The organism is Pirellulales bacterium (genome assembly GCA_019636335.1).
Lineage (GTDB): Bacteria > Planctomycetota > Planctomycetia > Pirellulales > JAEUIK01 > JAHBXR01.
The window spans coordinates 1-19,453 of sequence record JAHBXR010000030.1 but is presented as its reverse complement, the minus strand read 5'-3'; the positions used below and the strand labels follow the sequence as shown (position 1 = coordinate 19,453).

Here is a 19,453-nt window from a genome sequence, read left to right as displayed (position 1 = left end):
TTCTCGACGCCGGGTTTGTCGACGGCCAACGCAGGTGGAGAACGGTTGCATGTCAGGCGGAGACGTCGATCGCTTGAGTCTCGAAGAACAAGTCGCGGTCCTCAAAGAGCGTCTCGCCCATGCGCAGCGCTTGACCGCCCTGGGCGAGCTGGTGGGCACCACCACGCACGAGTTCAACAACGTGCTTACCACCATCATCAACTACGCCAAGATGGGCATGCGCCATCGCGACGCCGCCACGCGCGACAAGGCCTTCGAAAAAATTCACGCCGCCGGCCAGCGCGCGGCCAAGCTCACGACCGGCATCCTCGGCATGGCCCGCAATCGCTCGACGTCCTTCGAGCCGACCGATCTGGTCCGCATCGTCGAGGACTCGCTCGTGCTGCTCGAACGCGAGATGACCAAGTACAAGATCGCCGTCGACACGCAGCTCGAACCCGTGCCCAAGGTGCTGGCCAACGGCAACCAGATTCAGCAGATCCTGGTCAACCTGCTCATCAATGCCCGGCAGGCCATGCCCAGCGGCGGACGCGTCATCATCAAGCTGCGGCACGACGCCGACGCGAACATGGTCGATCTCGTCGTCCGCGATACCGGCTGCGGCATGCCGCCCGAGACGCTGCACAAGATCTTCGACCCGTACTTCACCACCAAGAGCGGGCCGGATGCCAGCGGCAAGGGGGGCACCGGCCTGGGGCTCTCCATGTGCCGCGAAATCATCGAGGCCCATCACGGCAAGATTCGCGTCGAAAGCACCGTCGGCAAGGGCACCGCCTTCACGCTCAAGCTACCGGTGCTCGAAGCCACGCCGCCTCGCCCGGCTCCCCGTTTCCCCACCGTCGAGGGCCTCGCCACACCCCCAACATCCGCCGATCAAAACACCGGCTAACGATGCCTCACGCAGATGTTGCCAAGCCCTCGGCAATCGATCGGCTCATCTGGGTGCCACTGGCTCTGCCAGTGCTCTTCGACTCGAGCACAGCAACCAGCGGGAAATATCCGAGCTGACGCCTTCCTGATAGCCCCAGAAGGGGCGATCTCGAGCGTCGCTCGACTCTTCTCGGAAAAGACAACCAATCACCCGGATCACACTGGCAAAGCCAGTGGCACCCAGAGCTCGACTCGACATCAATCGAAGAACTCGGGCACGAGACGAGGCTTGGCCGTAACGCCATTTGTTAATACGGCGCCGGCATCTCTTCGGGCACGGGCGGTCCGCCCCAGATCTCCGGCGCTCCACCCCACCAGCCGCCAGGCGACTGGCACCCCTGGCCACCGAGTCGCGCGTTGATCTTTTCTAAGATCCGTTGCTCGAGGGCCGGATCGCGCCCCAGCGGGATCCACCCCAACTCCGTCGGCTGCATCCCCACCGGCTCGCTGAAGCCCTGCGGCGCACTGTCGTTGCGGAAGCTCGCCATGCCCGCCGTCGAATGCTCGGGCCGCTTCAGGTCCTCGAGTTCTTTGAACACCGCTACGTCGACCACATAGCCCTGCGGCGCGGGAATGACCCGCACGATCGCAAAGCGGCGGATCGTCTGCAGCGTGGCCAGCGTCCGCTCGTACGAGCCGACCGAGTCCTTCCGCCACGGCTCGAAATAGGTCGCCCCCACGACGGGGAAGGTGTTGATCCGCCCCTCGGTGATGACATCGCCCACTTGGCGGACGCGGTCCTCGCGCTGGATCTCGAAATAATCGTCCACGACGTCGACGATCTGGTCCCAGGCAAAGTCGGGATTGCTGACCGGCACCAGCGTCTGATTGGCGATCGGCACATGATCTGGGGGCGGATTCCAGGCGCAGCCGGCGAGCGAGGCCAGCCAAGCCGCCACGAGGATCCCCTCGCTGACGCTTCGGGTTGCGAAGGAGCGCAGCATCGATAAAGGTTCTCGGAACGCCTGTCAGCGCGGAACAGCAAGACGAACGTGACCAGCAAAAGACCAATGCCAGAAGTGGTTTTCGGCCGTCCGGGGCCCTGGGCATTGGGGGCGGTAGTGTCGCGAAATCGGTTTCCCCGGACAAGGCCAGCCATGCGAGCTGCTAGCAGCCCCCACAAGCACCCGCGCGGCGAGCGGGACGAGGACGCGGCCGCCGTCATCGCAATTATTGCTTGACAAACGGGTTAGATACGATTGCAATCAATGGAGAGCACGTCTTACAGGTACTCTCCAGCATGGGCACTTCGCGCCTCGTAGGTCAGGTACTCCGTACCTGACAGAGCAAGGCGAACGACGCGACAAGTCGAGTCAGGAACGTTTCCCGGCCAGGAAACGCTTCTCAGTCGCCAGCCGCGTCACGAAGTGCCAGGTACGGAGTACCTGGCCTACAGCGCGCCGGCGGATCTCAGGGCGTTCGCCGGTGGTTGATCGTCGTGCTCCGGAACAGGCACTTCTATGATGAAGAGAGACGCCATGCCAGCGCCCACGCTCCGCGCGCTCTTTGTGAACCTCGCCCTCCGTAGGTCAGGTAGCCCCCTACCTGACAAGAGCGAAGGGGCAAGCTCGGCCCCTTCGATGGAACTCAGCCAACCCCGGGTGCCACTGGCTCTGCCAGTGCTCTGCCAAGTCGAGCAACCGTATGCCAAGTCTGCAACGGCAGCCGCGCGCCAGGCTCGACTCGAACAATCGAAGAACCTCCTCACTTCAATTCACCAGACACTGGCCGTGCCAGTGGCACCCAGAGCCGAGCCGCGCTCGTCCGATCAAGTGTCAGGTACGGGCTACCTGACCTACACGTATCACCGGCCCGCAAGACCGACTCGTAGGTCAGGTAGCCCCCTACCTGACAAGAGCGAAGGGGCAAGCTCGGCCCCTTCGGTGGGACTCAGCCAACCCCGGGTGCCACTGGCTCTGCCAGTGCTCTGCCAAGTCGAGCAGCCGTATGCCAAGTCTGCAACGGCAGCCGCGCGCCAGGCTCGACTCGCACAATCGAAGAACCTCCCCACTTCAATTCACCAGGCACTGGCCGTGCCAGTGGCACCCAGAGCCGAGCCGCGCTCGTCCGATCGAGTGTCAGGTACGGGGTACCTGACCTACACGTATCACCGGCCCGCAAGACCGACTCGTAGGTCAGGTAGCCCTCTACCTGACAAGAGCGAAGGGGCAAGCTCGGCCCCTTCGATGGGACTCAGCCAACCCCGGGTGCCACTGGCTCCGCCAGTGCTCTGCCAAGTCGAGCAACCGTATGCCAAGTCTGCAACGGCAGCCGCGCGCCAGGCTCGACTCGCACGATCGAAGAACCTCCCCACTTCAATTCACCAGGCACTGGCCGTGCCAGTGGCACCCAGAGCCGAGCTCCGCTCGTCCGATCAAGTGTCAGGTACGGGGTACCTGACCTACACGTATCACCGGCCCGCGCCGCGGTTCCGCGCGCCTTCTGCCCGAGCCGGCTTCACGCTGCTCGAGGTCCTCGTCGCCACGGTCCTGGTGCTCATCATGCTGGCAACGGTGGTCTCGGTCTTCGCCAACATGTCCGACAGCATGCGCGACAGCCGCGCCATGATCGAAGTGAACGACCGCCTGCGCTACACGAAAGATCGCCTGCAACTCGACCTGGCCGGGGTCACGGTGACGATGCTGCCGCCACGACGCCCGGAAAGTGGCGAGGGGTACTTCGAGTACATCGAAGGACCAATCGGGCCGATCCTTCAGCCAATGATAGATGCCGACGAAGATGGCGTTCGTGACACGCCTGAATCAACTATCGGCGATACCGACGATATCTTGATGTTTACCACGCGTAGTTCGGGTGAGTCATTTATTGGAAAGGCTCAGACTGGGAATGGCACCGCGCAGTCCCAGGTCGCCGAAGTCTGTTGGTTTTTGCGTGGAACGACGCTCTATCGTCGGCAATTGCTCGTAGCACCCGGATTAGAAACAACACTGACAGGAGCGTGGGCAACGAGTCCTGGTTTCTACGCGAACAACGACATTTCCGCACGGCAACAAGGCGGAACCCATGATTGGCGCACAGGCGGAACAGCGCCCTTCACTTTGCGTCTCAATACGCTTGGAGATCTGACGAAACGCGAGAATCGTTACGGACACCAGCCGTGGGCTTTTCCACACGATGCGCGATTCTGGGGCGTGCTGGGCTTGCCGACGCTTCGCGAGTGCTCGTCCACAGCATGGCCGTTTCCGCTCACGCAAGGATTGGTGGGGGGTGCGACAGATACGGATTCGCCGTACTATGGTGCCACTCAGCAATATATTATCCCGAGTTTTGGTGGCACCGCTGCGACCGTGCTGCCAACTGCCACGCTCGAAGATGGGGCGTCAGTGAACCCACCAGTGGTCAATCTCGTCGGCGTGTCGGATCCGTGGAGCATGCGATTTCCATGGCAAACTCCGCCACCGTCGCCACAACCAGTTACCGATGGAATCACAGGCACACTCGTTCAGTATGCCACCAGTGGTACACGACTGTCGGATGATGTGATTCTGACAAACGTTTTGAGCTTCGATGTGAAAGCTTGGGATCCCGGCGCGCCAGTATTTCAGGATACCACAACCGGTGAATTGATCACCGCATCCGGAGAGTATCCAGAACATACCAACTTCAAAAGCCTGGCTAGTGGTTTCTTCACGGCTCCCAATTTCTCGGCAGTGACTACCACTCCCGTTGCCTTTGGCTCGTATGTTGATCTGAATTACTTTGGTGGAACAGGCTCTACTGTTAGATATCCTCAATCTGACTTTCCGACAGATGTTCCTCAGTCTAGTTTTTTTGGTCCGTTCTTTCGGCCCGGCAACGACAAGGTCGCTGTAATTGGACATCCGCTCGCTAGTGTGGCCTCTCTAACGAATGTTCCACCTGCAGCACCATCTACCTACGACACATGGTCCACCCACTACGAGCACGACGGCTTCGATCAAGACAACGACGGCCTCGTTGATGAAGGGACCAACGGCTTTGACGACGATACAGTGATTGACATCGGCGGTGTCCCGACACCCGCGAAGATCGGCGGCGTCGACGACGAGACCGAAAAGGAGGCCCCGCCCCCCTACCCCGTTCCTTTGCGCGGCATTCAGGTTAAGATCCGGGTCTTCGAGCCCAGCACGCGGCAGATTCGCGAAGTCACCGTCGTGCAGGACTTCGTCTCGCAATAGTTCCGCCTACCTCCGATGAAGGCCGGCATTGCCGTGAGGTCTGTCTGGGTGCCACTGGCTCTGCCAGTGCCTCTGAAGAATCGAGCAAGGCAGTCCAGGCCGTCGACCTGTTCCAGCCTCGAAATCACCAGCCATGAGGTACAGGTTAAAGCCCGTTCGAAAGGCCGGCACTGGCGGAGCCAGTGGCACCCAGAGTCGAATCGGCCGAACCACAGCCAACCATGAAATCCCCTTTGCTAGACGGACCGCACGATGCGGGGAATTGCCGCTTTTGCCGGGCGGGTTGAGCCCGGTTTCGTCGACCTGACCGAGCCACCTCAACCTGCCCCCGGCCAGGTCCTCTGCCGCACGCTCGAACTCGGCGTCTGCGGCACCGATCGCGAGATCCTCCACTCCCGCGAACCAATGTCACCTCCCGGATGCGGGTTTCTTGTGCTGGGGCACGAATGCCTGGCCCAGGTCGAGGCGGTCGGACAAGGCGTCCGCGAATACCGCGCGGGCGATCTCGTCCTGCCCCTCGTGCGCCGCGCCGCGGTCGATGCACCCCATCGCCCCGACATGCTGGCGATGGGCAACTACACCGAACGCGGCATCGTGCTCGAACATGGCTTCTCGACCCCCTACTGGCTCGACGAGCCACGACACCTGCTCCCCATCGCGCCCGCTCAACGGCCGTTCGCCATCCTGGTCGAGCCGCTGACCTGCTCCGAGAAATCGATGAGCGAGATCACGCTGCTCCAACGGGCCCGCTTCGGCGAGCCATACTGGCAACCCTCGGCGCCCCCCCGCGTGCTCATCACGGGACTAGGGCCCATCGCCTTTGGGGCGCTGCTGGGCTCGCTGGCCCGCGGCTGGCCCACGACCGTCTACGGCCGCGACGACCCGACCACCTTCCGCGCCCAGATGGTCGTGGAACTTGGCGGCGAGTACCTGCCCGCCCAACAGGCCAACTTCGATCCGGCCGACGTCGAACGCGACGGCTATGACCTGCTGCTCGAATGCACGGGGGACGACGAGTTGGCCGTGCGTGCCGCGGCGATCGTGCGTGCCCGCGGAGCCATCGCCTGGCTCGGCAGCACGCGCCGCCCGGAGCCGGCCGCCATCAACGTGGCCCGCATGATGCGCGACAGCCTGCTGCGAAACCATCTGATCCTGGGCAGCGTGAACGCGGCGCTGCGCGACTTCAGCGCCTCGCTCGCGAACTTGACTCGCTTCCACGAGCAAATGCCCAACACGCTGGCCCGGCTCATCACGTCGCGCGTCGCGCAGGACGAGGCCCTCTGGCACTACGAGCACCGCCATCCGCAGGGCATTAAGACGGTCGTCGAGTTCTAACCCGCCAGTAAAACCAACCGGATACCCCCGCGACCGGGTACCACCGATCATCTTGCGGAAAAAGTTCCCCTTCCGAAACGACCCCAAGTCGCAAGATGGTCGGTGTCGCGCAGCGACCAGAGGATCAGAGAAATCTCCCCCACCACCACCCCACCCCTCCAAGCACAACTCCGCGATTCCTTCTCACTCCGCGGCGTCCTCGCTGGCTCACGGCTCGTGCAGCCAGTATGCTATCCAAACACCTCGCTCTCCGGATTCGCACGAGGACTCCACCCATGTTCGTCTCGCTGCCCGTTCTGTTCGCCGAAGGCCCTCTCGACCTGGTTTGGTTTGCTTTGGGGGTCATGCTGCTGCTCGGCTTTGGCTTCGTCGCCTTGATCGTGGCCCTGATCTACGGCCCGATCTGGTTTCAGGCCTACATGTCGAACGCGCGGGTCAGCATCTGGAGCCTGATCGGCATGTCGCTGCGGCAGGTCAATGCCCGCGTCATCGTGCAGTCGAAGATCATGGCCATGCAGGCGGGCGTGGGGAATGACCCGAACAGCGGCATCACCACGCGCCGTCTCGAGGCGCACTACCTGGCGGGGGGCAACGTGCCGGGGGTGATCCGGGCGATCATCGCCGCGCATCGCGCCGATCTGGATCTCGACTTCGACCGCGCCGCAGCGATCGACCTGGCCGGCCGCGACGTGCTCGACGCCGTGCAGACGAGCGTGAATCCCAAGGTGATCGATTGCCCCGATCCAGCCAAAAGCAATCGCACCACCCTGAGCGCCATCGCCAAGAACGGCGTCGAGTTGAAGGTGCGTGCCCGCGTCACGGTGCGCACGAACCTGACGCAGCTCATCGGCGGCGCGACCGAAGACACGATTATCGCCCGTGTCGGCGAAGGCATCATCACCTCGATCGGTTCGGCCGAGAGTCACCTGCTGGTGATGGAGAATCCCGACATGATCTCGAAGGCGGTGCTGCGTCGCGGGCTCGACGCGCAGACGGCCTTCACGATCGTCTCGATCGATATCGCCGATATCGACGTCGGCGAGAACATCGGCGCTCGCTTGCAGGCCGATCAGGCCGAGGCCGACATGCGCGTGGCCCGGGCCCATGCCGAGGAACGCCGCGCGTTCGCCGTGGCGCGCGAGCAAGAGATGAAGGCCCAGGTGGCCGAGAACCGCTCGCGCGTCGTGCTGGCCGAGGCCGAGGTGCCGCTGGCCATGGCAACGGCCTTCCGCGATGGCAATCTGCACGTGCATGCGTCGAATGGCAACGGTCCCGCCAAGACGTAACCGCGCCGGCCGGCGGATTTCGCGGCCCAGCGTGCTGCTGTCGTTGCTGTCGCCCGGCAAATGACCTGGACAGGTTCTGCCTGCGCCGCTATCACGGGCGGCCTGTTTTGAACCGAGCGAGGAAAGGATGTCCCGCGATGAATTTGATCGATCTCGTGCGTCGTCGCGATCGGGCTGTGCTTAAGATGCCCGAGGGGCTCGAACCCTGTCTGCACCAATCGGAAGACCTGGCGATGCACTCGTTGCGTCTGGCGGCCGGCGCCGAACTGCAGATCGGCGGTTTCCTTGCCTTCGACGAGATGCGATCGATGCCGAACGATCTCGGCTGGAGCGTGGCCCGCGCCGATGAACGCCATGCCCGACCCGTCACGCTGCGTGTCGCGGCGGTGGGAGCGAAGGGAGAGCGTTTCGAGGTGGCGCGTGCCGAGTTGCGCGACACGACGAGCAACTGGCGTCCCCTTCCGTTGCGCTGGCCGGCACGCTTGAAAGACGTGGAACAGGCGCGGCTAGTAATCGGCGTCGAGGAAGCGGAGGGGCGCGCCGGGACGAACACCGGATCCGTGTTGCTCGGTATCAGCGAGGCGCTTTCGCTGCGCAAGGATCTCTTCGAGTATGCGCGCGGTAACGGCATCGAGATCGGTCCCGGGATGTCGCCGCAGGTGTTGCCCTCGAAAGAGATCGACGTGCGCTACCTCGAGCAATATCCGCTCGACAAATGGATGGCGATGTACGGTAAGAAATACGCCGGCAACGTGCCGGAGCAGGTCCGCAAGCTATGGGACCGCTATATCGTGGGAGACGCTCAACGCCTGGAGAACATTCCCGACGGCTCGCTCGATTTCATCTTCAGCAGCCACGTCTTCGAGCATCTCGTGAATCCCTTGGGCACGCTCGAGGTGTGGCACAAGAAGCTGCGCCGGGGGGGACACGTGCTGGGGGTCGTGCCCGACGCCAATAACTGTTTCGACCTGCGGCAGCCCCTCTCGCGCGAAGAAGATTGGCTCGGTGAGTGGCGCGAGGGCACGTGGACGTTCCAGGAACACCATTACGAGAAGTGGGTCCGCTACACCGCGCCCGACGTGACGACCGCCAGCCTGCGCGAGCGCGGCTACGCCATTCATGCGCACTACTACACGCCCGCCACCTTCGGCCGCCTGCTGCAACTGGCCACCGAGCATCTGGGCTACGCCAATTACCTGGTGCGCAGTTGCCGCAATTCCAAGGATTTCGTCTGGCTCGTCCAGGCTTGAGCCGCAAGATAAGCTCGGGCTCACCGGAGCCGTGTACCTACTTGCCAGACGGGCGGTTTCTGCCAATGATCGAGCTTCGCAACCTCGTCAACGCGAAGTAAGTGCTGGCCCATGCGCATGGCTCTGACCGTCCGACATTTCATCCTAGGCCTGGTACTCGCCTGGATTCTCTTCCATGGCGAGTCGCTCGCCGCCGAGCGCGATCCCTCGGTCCGCTTTCTGCCCGGCGAGACGACCGGCAACGTCGAGGGGAGCGACGTGGTCGAGGCCAGCGGCCTCGTCGCCAGTCGCAAGCACCTCGATGTTTTTTGGACGCACAACGACTCGGGCGATTCGGCGCGGATCTTCGCCTTGAACAAGCAGGGCGCGCTGCTCGGCACCTTCAACATCCCGGGCGCCAAGGCGATCGATTGGGAAGATATCGCCCTGGGCCCTGGGCCAGCGAGCGGCGTCGACTATCTCTACATCGGAGATATCGGCGACAACAACGGCAAACGCAGCTCGATTCGAGTCTACCGCGTGCCCGAGCCGGTCGTCCGCGCCGATCAAGAGCCCGTGACGGCGGACATCGCCGACGTCGCCACGATCACGCTCGTCTATCCCGACGGACCGCGCGACGCCGAGACCTTGCTCGTCGATCCGCTGACGGGCGACCTGTTCATCGTCTCGAAACGCGATTCGCAAGCGCGGATTTATCGCGCCAGGTTTCCCCTGGCCGAAGGAGAGACGACGACGCTCGAATGCATGGGCGAGATGGAAGGCACGGGGTTCGTCGCCGGGGACATCTCGCCCAACGGCACCGAGATCCTGATGAAGACCTATTTCGCCGTGCTGTTGTTTCCGCGACCGCTCGGCACCGATGTCTGGACGGCACTCGAATCCGATTCGATCGTGGTGCCTTACAAGTTCGAGCCGCAGGGAGAGTCGGTGACGTTCGATCGCGAAGGACGCGATTACTACACCTTGAGCGAAGGAGCGAATCAGCCGCTGCGCCGTTTTCCGCGCAAGGGCGATCCCGCCGCGCAGGTTACCGCCGCGATCATCGGTGGCTATGGCTTCGATGGGCCAGGAGAAGCGGCGGTGGCGGCGCTCGTGGATGGATGGAATCCCGACCTGGTCGCTACCGTGGGGGGCAATAACTACGACACGGGCGCCGCCAGCACGATCGACGCCAATATCGGCAAATACTACCAGCGGTTCATCGGCAACTATGGGGGCATGTTCGGAAGGGGGACGGCAACGAATCGCTTCTTTCCGGCGCTTGATACGCACGACTGGCAGAGTGCCGGCGCGGCGCCCTACCTGGAATATTTCACGCTGCCGGGAAACGAACGCTACTACGACTTCGTCGCCGGGGCGATCCATTTCTTTGTGCTCGACAGCGATCCGCGCGAGCCCGACGGCGTCGACGCCCAGTCGAAGCAGGCCAGGTGGTTGCGCGACGAGCTGGCCTCGTCGGCATCCCCTTTTCAAGTTGTCTTGCTGCATCGCGCGCCCTACTCATCGGGCGAAGAGCAGAGCGCGGATGTCCCCCTCCGCTGGCCCTTGCGCGAGTGGGGCGCCGACCTGGTGATTGCCGGAAGCAGCCACACTTACGAGCGTCTCGAGATCGACGGCTTATCGTATCTCGTCAATGGGCTGGGAGGCCGCCGCATCGACGGCTTTGGCGAGCTCGCCGCGGGAAGTCAGGCCATCTACAACGGCGAGCACGGCGCGCTCCGCGTCAAGGCCGACAGCTCGCAGATGACCGTCGAATTCTTTGCCGTCGGCGATGGCGATACGCCGATCGATACCTTGCAGATTCCCCGTGTTGGGAAGCCCGAGGGAGCATCCACGAAGGCGGAAGCCGGCGCGGGCGAGGCATTACCACCGAAGTGATCGCGGTGAGCCTGGCGGCGAAGGTCATTTGGCTATCATCAGCAAGTAGGTCGCGCTCGCGCGAAACCTACTGCTGCGGCACGTTATTCTCGCCGCTTTCCACGTTGCGCACATCTTGCCGCGTGCCTTCCGCTTCGGTGGCGGGCGTGTTGCCGCTGGAACCCGGGGGAGCGTACCGCGCGGCATCCTCGGCGTTGAAGTTCAAGTTCGAGGTGCGCCCATTGCGCGTGTCGTAGACGCTGAGCGTGATCGGTCCTTTCGCCTCGCGCAAGGCCTGCACGAATTGCTCGGCATTCTGCACCGGCTGGCCGTTGACGGACGTGATGATATCGCCGGCGGCCAGTCCGATCTGATTGGCCAGTGTGTTGCCATGCACGCCACTCACGACCATGCCCTGCTGCCCACCGTAGTAGCCATAGTGGCCGTAGAAGCCGAGCATCTCCCAGAAGTTCGAGAAGGGATACATCTGATAGGTGTAGCCGAAGTCGGGATTGTTGTACCACCACCAGGGCCAGTAGTCGTTGTTCGCCGGATAAAGGGGCGTCAGCGGGCGGTTGGGGGGATACAGCGGCGTCAGCGGATGGTTGCCACCAGGGTTGATCGGTCCCCAAGGATTGTAGGGGTGTGCGATCGCTGGGTTGTAAGGTCCCAGTCCGGCCGGCGAGAGAGGATGAAGTCCTGCGTAGGGATTCGGACCATACGGCATGCCGGCGTAGTTGTAGCCATACGGGTGCATGCCCGGCGTACCGACCAGGCCCATCGAAGAACCGAAGGGATGGCCCATCGCGACGCCACCGAAGCCCCCCATCGTGCCGCCAAAGCCTCCCATGCCACCGCGAATGCCGCCACTGAATCCATGCTGCGCGCTAGCCGGCGAAGAGGCCAGCGCGGCGATCGTCACGAGCGCAGCCACGGCCGAGAATACGGCGCATTGACGTGAGGCATAGCGGAGGCGGCAAAGCGTTCCAGAAGCGGCGGACATCGGTCGATCTCCCCGAAAGGCGCATGGGTAAGCATCTACCCAACGACTATAAGCCGGGCGATTTCGCGAAGCTATGCGGCCGAAAAAGAAAATAGTCCCCTCGTCGCCGCAGGGGGCCGCGATGTTCTTCGACCCGTGAAATCAGGTCCGCACGGTCTGTCGCGTCCGGGCCAGGATTTGCCCGTACAGATCAGCGTACTTGCGGGCACTCGCGTCCCACGACCAGTCTTGCCGCATGCCGGTTTCTTGCAGCTTGCGCCAGATCTCGGGCCGCGATTCGTAGGTGTCCAGGGCACGCCGCAACGCCTCGGAAAGCCCCAGCGTGCTGTAGTCGTGGAAGGCGAAACCCGTGGCCGTACCGGCGGCCAGCGATTGCTCGTTCGTGTCGGTGACCGTATCGACGAGTCCCCCCGTCGAACGCACCACCGGTACCGTACCGTACTTGAGACTGTAGAGCTGGTTCAGTCCACACGGCTCGAAGCGGCTCGGCATCAGGAAGATGTCGGCGCCCGCCTCGATCTGGTGCGCCAGCGGATCGGAGAAGTCGAGCTTCACGGCCACGCGTTGCGGGAAGCGCTCGGCCAGGGCGGTGAGCTGTTGTTCGTACTTGGGCTCGCCCGTGCCGAGAATGGCCCACTGGATCTCGGTGCGGTGAACCCACTCTTGCATGACGCGCGTGACCAGGTCGATGCCTTTTTGCTCGACGAGCCTGCCCACGAGCCCGACCAGCGGGGCACGCGACTCCTCGCGCAGTCCGAGCAACTTTTGCAGGGCGGCCTTGCAGGCGGGCTTGCCGGTAGCGATCGTCACGACGTCATAAGTCTGCGCCAGGTGCCGATCGGTCGCCGGGTTCCAGACCGAGTAGTCGACGCCGTTGATGATGCCCGACAAGATTGCCCGTCGCTGCTGCAGCACGCCTTCGAGCCCGCAACCTTGCTCCGAGCCTTGGATCTCTTCAGCGTAGCGTGGGCTGACCGTGTTGATGGCGTCGGCAAAGACGAGTCCGGCCTTGAGCAGGTTCAACTTGCCGAAGAACTCGAGCTGCTGCCAGTTGAAGAATTTCCAGTCGAGCCCGGTGAGCAGCATGTCCCAGTGCCAGAATTGGCCCTGATAGGCCATGTTGTGGATCGTGAGCAGCGAGGCGATCTGCTCGTAGCCGGGCACGCCGCGATAGTCGATCTTCAAGTAGGCCGGCAGCAGTCCCGTCTGCCAGTCGTTCGCGTGCAGCACATCGACCGGCGTATCGAGGTGGCGAATCGTCTCGAGCACGGCGCGGCAGAAGAAGACGAACCGTTCGCAGTTGTCCTTGTAATCTTCGTTGCCGCTGCGATACAGGCCGTCGCGATCGTAGTAGTCGTCTTGCTCGACCAGGTAAACGGTCACGTCGCTGCCGGGCAGCCGCGTTTCGAGCAGTCGGCCCGTCACGTTGCGGGCCCCCATGGCGAACGAGAACTCGATCTCGGTTGGCTGCAGGGGGAGGTTCGTTTGGCGCACCGAACGATACGCCGGCAGCATCAAGGTGACCTTGTGCCCCTGCTTCGAAAGGGCGCTAGGTAGCGCGCCGGCCACATCGGCCAGACCGCCTGTCTTGGCGAAAGGTACCGCTTCGCTGGTAGCGAGCAGGATGTGCATGCCAGGGCTCCCGGTCGCCGGTCCGGGGTTGAGGACCGACGGCAATAAGGGGACGAACACCGCGTCCGCCTGGCGGTGTCAGCCCCGCCGCGACGGGTTATGCGGACGATGACGGTCGATCCTGACCGCCGCCGATAACCCTCAATAATACGCCGAAATTCTAGCGGTTGGGGGACTTGCGTGAAAAGAGGACCCCGGACGAAGAACTCCGGTTCACGCGAGAACTTTTGTCGGCCTTGTAGCGACAAAAGCATGAATACACCGTGGGGCGTTGGTTCGCCCCGAACGTGCTACGTAGAATGTGGCTAGCCGTGCAGACCTTTCGTGCGGCTCGCCCGGGCTTCGCGGGCCCGGGACGCGGCGCCCCTGCCAAGCAAGGTTCGACCCAGTGGGATTGATCGACGTCGATGACGCCGCGACGCGCTATTTCGAGCGCATCCATCGCGCTGCGCTCATCATGACGGGCAATCCCTGGGACGCCGAGGATCTCGCGCAGGAGACGTTCTGCGTGCTGGCGCGCGAATCGCATCGCTTCAGTGGCCGCAGCAGCGTCTACACGTGGCTGTACGGCATCTTGCTGAATCTCGATCGTCGTCAGCGCCGACGCAGCGGTATCTGGCGCAACAAGCTGAGCGTGCTGTGGGGCAACGAAGAGCGCCGGCCGCGCCAGCATCCGGCTGCCGAGACCCGGGTCGAAGTCGAGGAATGGAAACGGAGCCTGTGGGGCGCCGTGGCCACCTTGCCCGACGGGCAGCGCGAAGTGCTCGTCTTGCGGTTCAGCGAACAATTGAGCTACGAAGAGATCGCCGAAGTCATGGAATGTCCGCTGGGAACGGTAAAGTCCCGCCTTCATCATGGATTGGCCGCCCTGCGCGAACGAATCACCGGCCCGCAGGCCGAATTACTGCGCGACGTGCCGCGCGACGTGAACGAGGTATTTCCCCGTGCGATATGACGAATCGAGTCGTGGCGAACCGCAACAGCCCGCGGCAGCCTTGAACGATGATCTGCGCGACTCGCCCGAACTGCTCGCCCTGGCCGAACAATTGCGCGACGACGCGCGACACCTGTCGGCCGCGTTTCCCGCGCGGCGCGACGTGCCGCGCGAGTTTGCCTATGCGCGATCTCGTGCGCCACGGCGCTGGCCGCTGGCGCTGGCAGCCAGCCTGGCGGCCGTGGGGCTCACGGTGTGGGGCGTGGCGGTTTGGAAGTCGTCCTCGGTCGGACACGGACCGGCCGCCGATGCTCGCCCCGCGGTGGCCGTGGCGGGGATGGTCGCGCCGCCGGCGACGACGTCGGGTAGCGCGGTTGCTCCGGAGGTGATGCTCGTTCCGGTCGCTTCCTACGAAGAAGTCGAGGAACTGACCATTCCCGAGCGCGAAGCGGTGTTCGATCTCCTCGAAGGAGAATCTTCGGAAGTGGCCTACCTTTCGATTTAAGCGGTCTGAGGTTTATTCGCCTGGGAGGCGAGCGATGGCTCGCGACGAATCATGCGGTGGCAGATTCTTGGAGTTTCATTCGCCAGCGTGCTGCTGTCCTTCGGCAGTGACCGCATGCTGGCGACCGAGTTGCCCACGGCCGAGATTGCCGAGCAACTCTCGGCGAACACCGTCACCGTGCGGGCTATGGCCGACGTGCCCGCGGAAGAGATCGGAGGAGGTCCGGCCGGCGCCGGTCAGGCAGCCAGGACCTTCACCTCGAACGGGACAACCGTCGAGACACAAGCCGAGAACGGGCTTGCCTCTCGGCTCGTGGTCGTGGGGCCCGATGGTCAGCCACGTGCGGTGGTCGCATCGCAGAATCTCGTCCATGCGCTGAACAGAATTCCCGAGGTCTCGGTCGGTTCGGGCGTGGCGCTCGAAGAGGGATTGATCGTCACGATGCTCGCGTCGCCACTCCCCTCGAAGGTGCGAGTCACCTTGCCCGACGGCTCGCAGGCCGACGCCGAGCCGCGCGTCTTCGATAGCTACACGGGCCTTTGCCTGTTGCAGGTAGCCGATGCCAGGTTGCCCGGCCTGCCCGTGAGTGGCGAGATTCCACGTGTCGGCTCCGCGGTAATGACCGCTGCCGCCAGTGGCACCGAGAGAGCGCTCGTCTCGCAGGGCGTTTTGAGCGGCGTCGACCGACTGGCCGATGCCAAGCTGCCACCGCTATTGCAGTCGGACGTTCGCACGGCCGAAACCTCGCATGGGGCAGGTTTGGTCGATGACGAAGGGCGTTTGATCGGCATCCTCGTCACCACCGAGATCGGCGAAGAACGAACCGGTTGGTGCTACGCGCTCCCCACCTCGCATGTGACCCGACTAACGAAGGCCGTCGTACCCGGAGAGTTGGTCATGCTCGAGCATCAGCGTCCGACGATCGGGCTGAAGTTGTCGACCGATCCGCAGGGGGCCGGAGTACGGGTGCTCGAAGCCTTCGACGGCTTGCCGGCACGCGAGGCCGGGATCGAGGATGGCGATCTGCTCACCACGATCGAAGATCAACCCGTGCGCCACGCGCATCAGGTGCAGACACAGGTTCTCAAGCGGGCACCGGGCGATCATCTCTCGGTCGGCTACGAGCGCGCGGGAGAGAAACGCCAGGCGGACGTCACGCTTGGCGCGGCGGGTATGAGCCAGCAGATGCAGAACCAGGTGCTCGATCAGGCGGCGCCTCGTGCGCAGTCGCCAGACGAGTCGGCGCAGCGTTCGCGGTTCGGTCCGCAACTCAAGGTGCAACGCATCGCGCCGAATCAGCTCGAGATTCGCAACTCGGCCCGTGGATTGAACACTACGGTATTACAGAACCAGAACGCTCCGGAGGGGACGCCCCCCGCCAGCGACGGCGAGGTTGGCCAGCGGCTGCGCAACCTGCAGGCTCTTGTCGAGACGTTGCAAGCCGAGCTGGCACGCCGTGCCCAGGCCGAGTCCGAATCGGCCGAGCGACTAAACTCGCTCAATGCAGAAGTTGAACGACTTCGCGAGCTGCTCGACGCGGGGCCGCAGAAGCCGGAATAGTCTGTCTTGTTGCCAACGTCGAACATGCCCGCGCCGAGGAACAGATACTGAGGAGTCGCTGACGCCACGCTGAAATTGCTTGGCTTCCACTTGCCCTCTGGTCGCTGCGCGACACCGACCATCTTGCGACTTGGGTGCATTTCAAAAGGAGAGCTTTTTCCGCAAGATGATCGGTGCTACCCCGCTACACCCCGCTGGCCCCTGCACAGGCTGACAGCCAGTGCATTCCTCGATCGAATCTGCTACTCGATCCAGCCGCCGCCAAGGACGTGGTCGCCGTGGTAGCAGACGGCGGCCTGGCCGGGGGCAATGCCGTGTCGCGGCTCGTCGAACTCGACGCGGAAGCGGCCTTTGCCGAGTGGAAGGACGGTGGCCGGCGTGGCCACGCTGTTGTAGCGAATCTGCACGTCGCAGTGCAGCGGCTCGCTCGGCTCATCGATCAGCCAGTTCGCGCGCTCGGCGGTGAACGCGCCGCGAGCCAACTCGTCGCGCGTGCCGATCACCACGCGGCGGGTGTCGCGCTCGATGCGCAAGACGAAGCGGCGCTCCCCCAGGGCCACGCCCAGCCCCTTGCGCTGGCCGATGGTGAACCCCTCGAGCCCTTCGTGGCGACCGACCACCGTACCATCGGCCAGGACGATCTCGCCCGAGAGATCCTCGGCTCCGCGGCGGCGACGCACGAAGGTGGCATGGTCGTTGTCGGGCACGAAGCAGATTTCCTGGCTGTCGCGCTTGGCCGCCACGCGCAGGTTGAACTCGTGCGCCAGCTCGCGAATGCGCTCCTTGCGATAACCGCCGACCGGGAAGAGGAGCCGCGGCAGCACGCCGCGATCGAGCCCGAACAGCACGTACGACTGATCCTTCGTGCCATCGAACCCGCGCCGCAGCGCCGGAAAGTCATCGTCGCTGGCCGGCGGCGTGAGCTGCGCGTAATGCCCCGTGGCGACATAGTCGGCGCCGATACTGTCGGCGTAGTCGCAGATACGGCCGAACTTGAGCCAGTTGTTGCACATGACGCAGGGATTCGGCGTGCGGCCCGAGCTGTACTCGTCGACAAAGTAGTCGATGATCTGCTCGAACTCCGACTCGAAGTTGAGCGCGTAGAAAACGATGCCCAACCGTTCGGCGACGCGGCGTGCATCGTCGGCGTCGGCGGCGCTACAACAGCCCTGCTTGTGCATGTTCGGATTGACGATCGGCAGCGCGCCGAGCTTCGCGTCGGCCGGAAATGACTCGTTCTTGATCGCACAGGCGACCGGGGCGGGCTCGCCGTGCCGCATGAAGAGGCCGATCACCTCATGCCCGGCATCGCGCAGCAGGCAGGCGGCGACGCTGCTGTCGACTCCCCCCGACATTGCCAGAACGACGCGTGCCATGCACGTAACTCGCGAGAGGCGTGGGCCGATGCCGGGCTTACTGCGCCGCGGCCTGGGCGGCGGCCGTCGTGCCCAGTCCGGGCGAAACGATAAAGGCGGCCGTCTGCGCCCCGTCGGCCAGATTCCAAACCCGCACTTCGCCATCATATCCGCCGGTGGCAAGGCGCCCCGCGGCCTCGGAGATCGTCAGCGAATAGATCCAATCTCGATGACCCGCGTAGACGCGGACTTGTTCGCGCTTTTCGCCACCGTGCTGCCGGGCCTGCGTATCGGCCGAAGAACTGTAGATCTGATCGCCCCGGACGAGGATTTGCGTCACGTCGCCTCCATAGCCGCCGATATCGCCGATCTTGGCGGCGTCGGCCGGGTTCCAGATGTGGACCACCTTGTTGCCGCCGCCGGTGAGCACTTGCGCGCCGTCGGCATTGAAGCTGACGGAGTAGACCGTTTCGCCATGTCCGGCGAAGGTGGCCAGCGAATCGCCCGTGGCGGCGTCGAAGACCTTCGACGTCTTGTCGCGGCTGGCCGAGGCGAGCTTCGAACCGTCGGGGCTCCAGGCGACGGCCAGCACCCAATCGGCATGATCTTCGATCAGGAGTTGCTGCTCGCCGGTAGCCACGTCGTAGACGCGAATCGAGCGATCGGCACTGCATGCGGCCAGTCGCGTTCCGTCAGGATTGAAGGCCACGCCATAGACGACGTCGGCCATGCGGCCCAGTTCACGCACCAGTTCGCCGGTGGCCGGATTCACGAGCCGCACGTCGCCGACCTGGCCCGGCGTGCCGCTGGCGATGGCGAGCAACGATCCGTCGTGGTTGTAGGCCAGGCCATACACGCGCTGCGCGACGTTGCCGATCCGCCGCAGCAGTGCGCCATCGGTGGGATTCCAGAGGGTGACCTCATGGTAGCCCGAGGCCGCTAGCTCGTTTCCCGATGGATGGAAGGCCAGGGCCGTGACGGCCAGCGGAGCGCGATAGGCCTGCGGCGCGGGGGGATAGGGTTTGCCCGGCACGATCGAGGCCAGCGCCGCCGTCGGGTCGGGGCCGTCGAACTTTGCTCCGGCATCGATCCAGCGCTTGATCGCCTCGACCTGCTCGGCGGTGAGGGGGTCGGCCTCCTTGGGCATGCGGGTATCGGCGTCGTCTGTCGCGACGAGCAGGTAGAGCTCGCTTTCGTCGGCCTTGCCCGGCGTGACGACGGGGGAACCGCTGTAGCCCTCCTTCAGCAGCGATTCGAAGTTGTGGAGCTGGTATTCTCCCTTGGCATCCTGCTGGCCGTGGCAGCCGAGGCAGCGGTCGACGAGGACGGGGGCGACGTCGCGGCGGAAGCTGACTTCGGCGCTGGCGTCGGCGGCCGGTTCATCAGCTTGCGCGGGGGAGACGAGGGCAAGGCAGACCAGCGTGAGAGACAGGGGCACTCCACGCACGACGAAGGGGCGGGTCGGCAAAAGCATAGCGTGTCGACTCTCTCGAGGCTGGGAGGGGAGGTCCTGGCGGGACCCGGCGGACCGCGTCTCTGCTGGCGGCGAAGTCCGAAGGTAGGCACCGCTCAGTATGGCCACACGGGGCGGCGCGTGCCAAGTATTTTCCGCGCAGGGGTGTCGTAGT

14 protein-coding genes are annotated in these 19,453 nt (G+C 64.0%); 9 read left to right on the top strand and 5 right to left on the bottom strand.

What is annotated here, in order from left to right; all coding sequences use genetic code 11:
• Positions 1 to 49 precede the first annotated feature (49 nt).
• Positions 50 to 889, top strand: coding sequence for a sensor histidine kinase (locus tag KF708_21965; protein ID MBX3415365.1), 840 nt, complete (start codon positions 50 to 52; stop codon positions 887 to 889).
• Positions 890 to 1,178: 289 nt separating this feature from the next.
• Here KF708_21965 and KF708_21960 read toward each other — a convergent pair whose 3' ends face one another.
• On the bottom strand, positions 1,179 to 1,874 hold the full coding sequence (locus tag KF708_21960) for a hypothetical protein (protein ID MBX3415364.1): 696 nt from the start codon (positions 1,872 to 1,874) through the stop codon (positions 1,179 to 1,181).
• Between the two features lie 1,392 nt (positions 1,875 to 3,266).
• On the opposite strand from KF708_21960, the gene KF708_21955 reads away from it, so the two are divergent.
• From KF708_21955 to KF708_21935, 5 genes are all read left to right on the top strand, one after another.
• Positions 3,267 to 5,108: a prepilin-type N-terminal cleavage/methylation domain-containing protein gene (locus KF708_21955; protein ID MBX3415363.1), complete on the top strand. Its 1,842-nt coding sequence runs from the start codon at positions 3,267 to 3,269 to the stop codon at positions 5,106 to 5,108.
• A 252-nt stretch (positions 5,109 to 5,360) separates the two neighbouring features.
• Complete coding sequence (locus KF708_21950) at positions 5,361 to 6,443, top strand: alcohol dehydrogenase catalytic domain-containing protein (GenBank protein ID MBX3415362.1); 1,083 nt, start codon at positions 5,361 to 5,363, stop codon at positions 6,441 to 6,443.
• 344 nt (positions 6,444 to 6,787) lie between these two features.
• Positions 6,788 to 7,729 carry a flotillin-like protein FloA gene (gene floA / locus KF708_21945; GenBank protein MBX3415361.1) on the top strand — a complete coding sequence of 314 codons (942 nt, stop codon included), beginning with the start codon at positions 6,788 to 6,790 and terminating at the stop codon, positions 7,727 to 7,729.
• A gap of 137 nt (positions 7,730 to 7,866) precedes the next feature.
• Positions 7,867 to 8,979 (top strand): methyltransferase domain-containing protein, encoded by a 1,113-nt coding sequence (locus KF708_21940; protein ID MBX3415360.1) that lies wholly within the window; start codon positions 7,867 to 7,869, stop codon positions 8,977 to 8,979.
• A 111-nt stretch (positions 8,980 to 9,090) separates the two neighbouring features.
• Positions 9,091 to 10,857, top strand: coding sequence for a metallophosphoesterase (locus KF708_21935; protein MBX3415359.1), 1,767 nt, complete (start codon positions 9,091 to 9,093; stop codon positions 10,855 to 10,857).
• A gap of 67 nt (positions 10,858 to 10,924) precedes the next feature.
• Here KF708_21935 and KF708_21930 read toward each other — a convergent pair whose 3' ends face one another.
• Positions 10,925 to 11,839: a PDZ domain-containing protein gene (locus KF708_21930; protein MBX3415358.1), complete on the bottom strand. Its 915-nt coding sequence runs from the start codon at positions 11,837 to 11,839 to the stop codon at positions 10,925 to 10,927.
• A 141-nt stretch (positions 11,840 to 11,980) separates the two neighbouring features.
• Positions 11,981 to 13,471, bottom strand: a complete 1,491-nt coding sequence (gene glgA, locus KF708_21925; GenBank protein ID MBX3415357.1) for a glycogen synthase GlgA — start codon at positions 13,469 to 13,471, stop codon at positions 11,981 to 11,983.
• A gap of 394 nt (positions 13,472 to 13,865) precedes the next feature.
• On the opposite strand from glgA, the gene KF708_21920 reads away from it, so the two are divergent.
• From KF708_21920 to KF708_21910, 3 genes are read left to right on the top strand one after another with little or no spacing between them, the layout of a single operon-like run.
• Positions 13,866 to 14,426 (top strand): sigma-70 family RNA polymerase sigma factor, encoded by a 561-nt coding sequence (locus tag KF708_21920; protein ID MBX3415356.1) that lies wholly within the window; start codon positions 13,866 to 13,868, stop codon positions 14,424 to 14,426.
• The gene (locus KF708_21915) at positions 14,416 to 14,910 is read left to right on the top strand and encodes a hypothetical protein (GenBank protein MBX3415355.1); all 495 of its coding nucleotides are present in this window, start codon (positions 14,416 to 14,418) and stop codon (positions 14,908 to 14,910) included. Before KF708_21920 ends, KF708_21915 begins: the two co-directional genes overlap by 11 nt.
• 51 nt (positions 14,911 to 14,961) lie before the next feature.
• Positions 14,962 to 16,470 carry a serine protease gene (locus tag KF708_21910; protein ID MBX3415354.1) on the top strand — a complete coding sequence of 503 codons (1,509 nt, stop codon included), beginning with the start codon at positions 14,962 to 14,964 and terminating at the stop codon, positions 16,468 to 16,470.
• 242 nt (positions 16,471 to 16,712) lie between these two features.
• Here KF708_21910 and mnmA read toward each other — a convergent pair whose 3' ends face one another.
• Together mnmA and KF708_21900 are read right to left on the bottom strand one after the other, a co-directional pair.
• Complete coding sequence (gene mnmA / locus KF708_21905) at positions 16,713 to 17,846, bottom strand: tRNA 2-thiouridine(34) synthase MnmA (GenBank protein MBX3415353.1); 1,134 nt, start codon at positions 17,844 to 17,846, stop codon at positions 16,713 to 16,715.
• Between the two features lie 37 nt (positions 17,847 to 17,883).
• Positions 17,884 to 19,299, bottom strand: a complete 1,416-nt coding sequence (locus tag KF708_21900; protein MBX3415352.1) for a hypothetical protein — start codon at positions 19,297 to 19,299, stop codon at positions 17,884 to 17,886.
• Between the last annotated feature and the right edge of the window lie 154 nt (positions 19,300 to 19,453).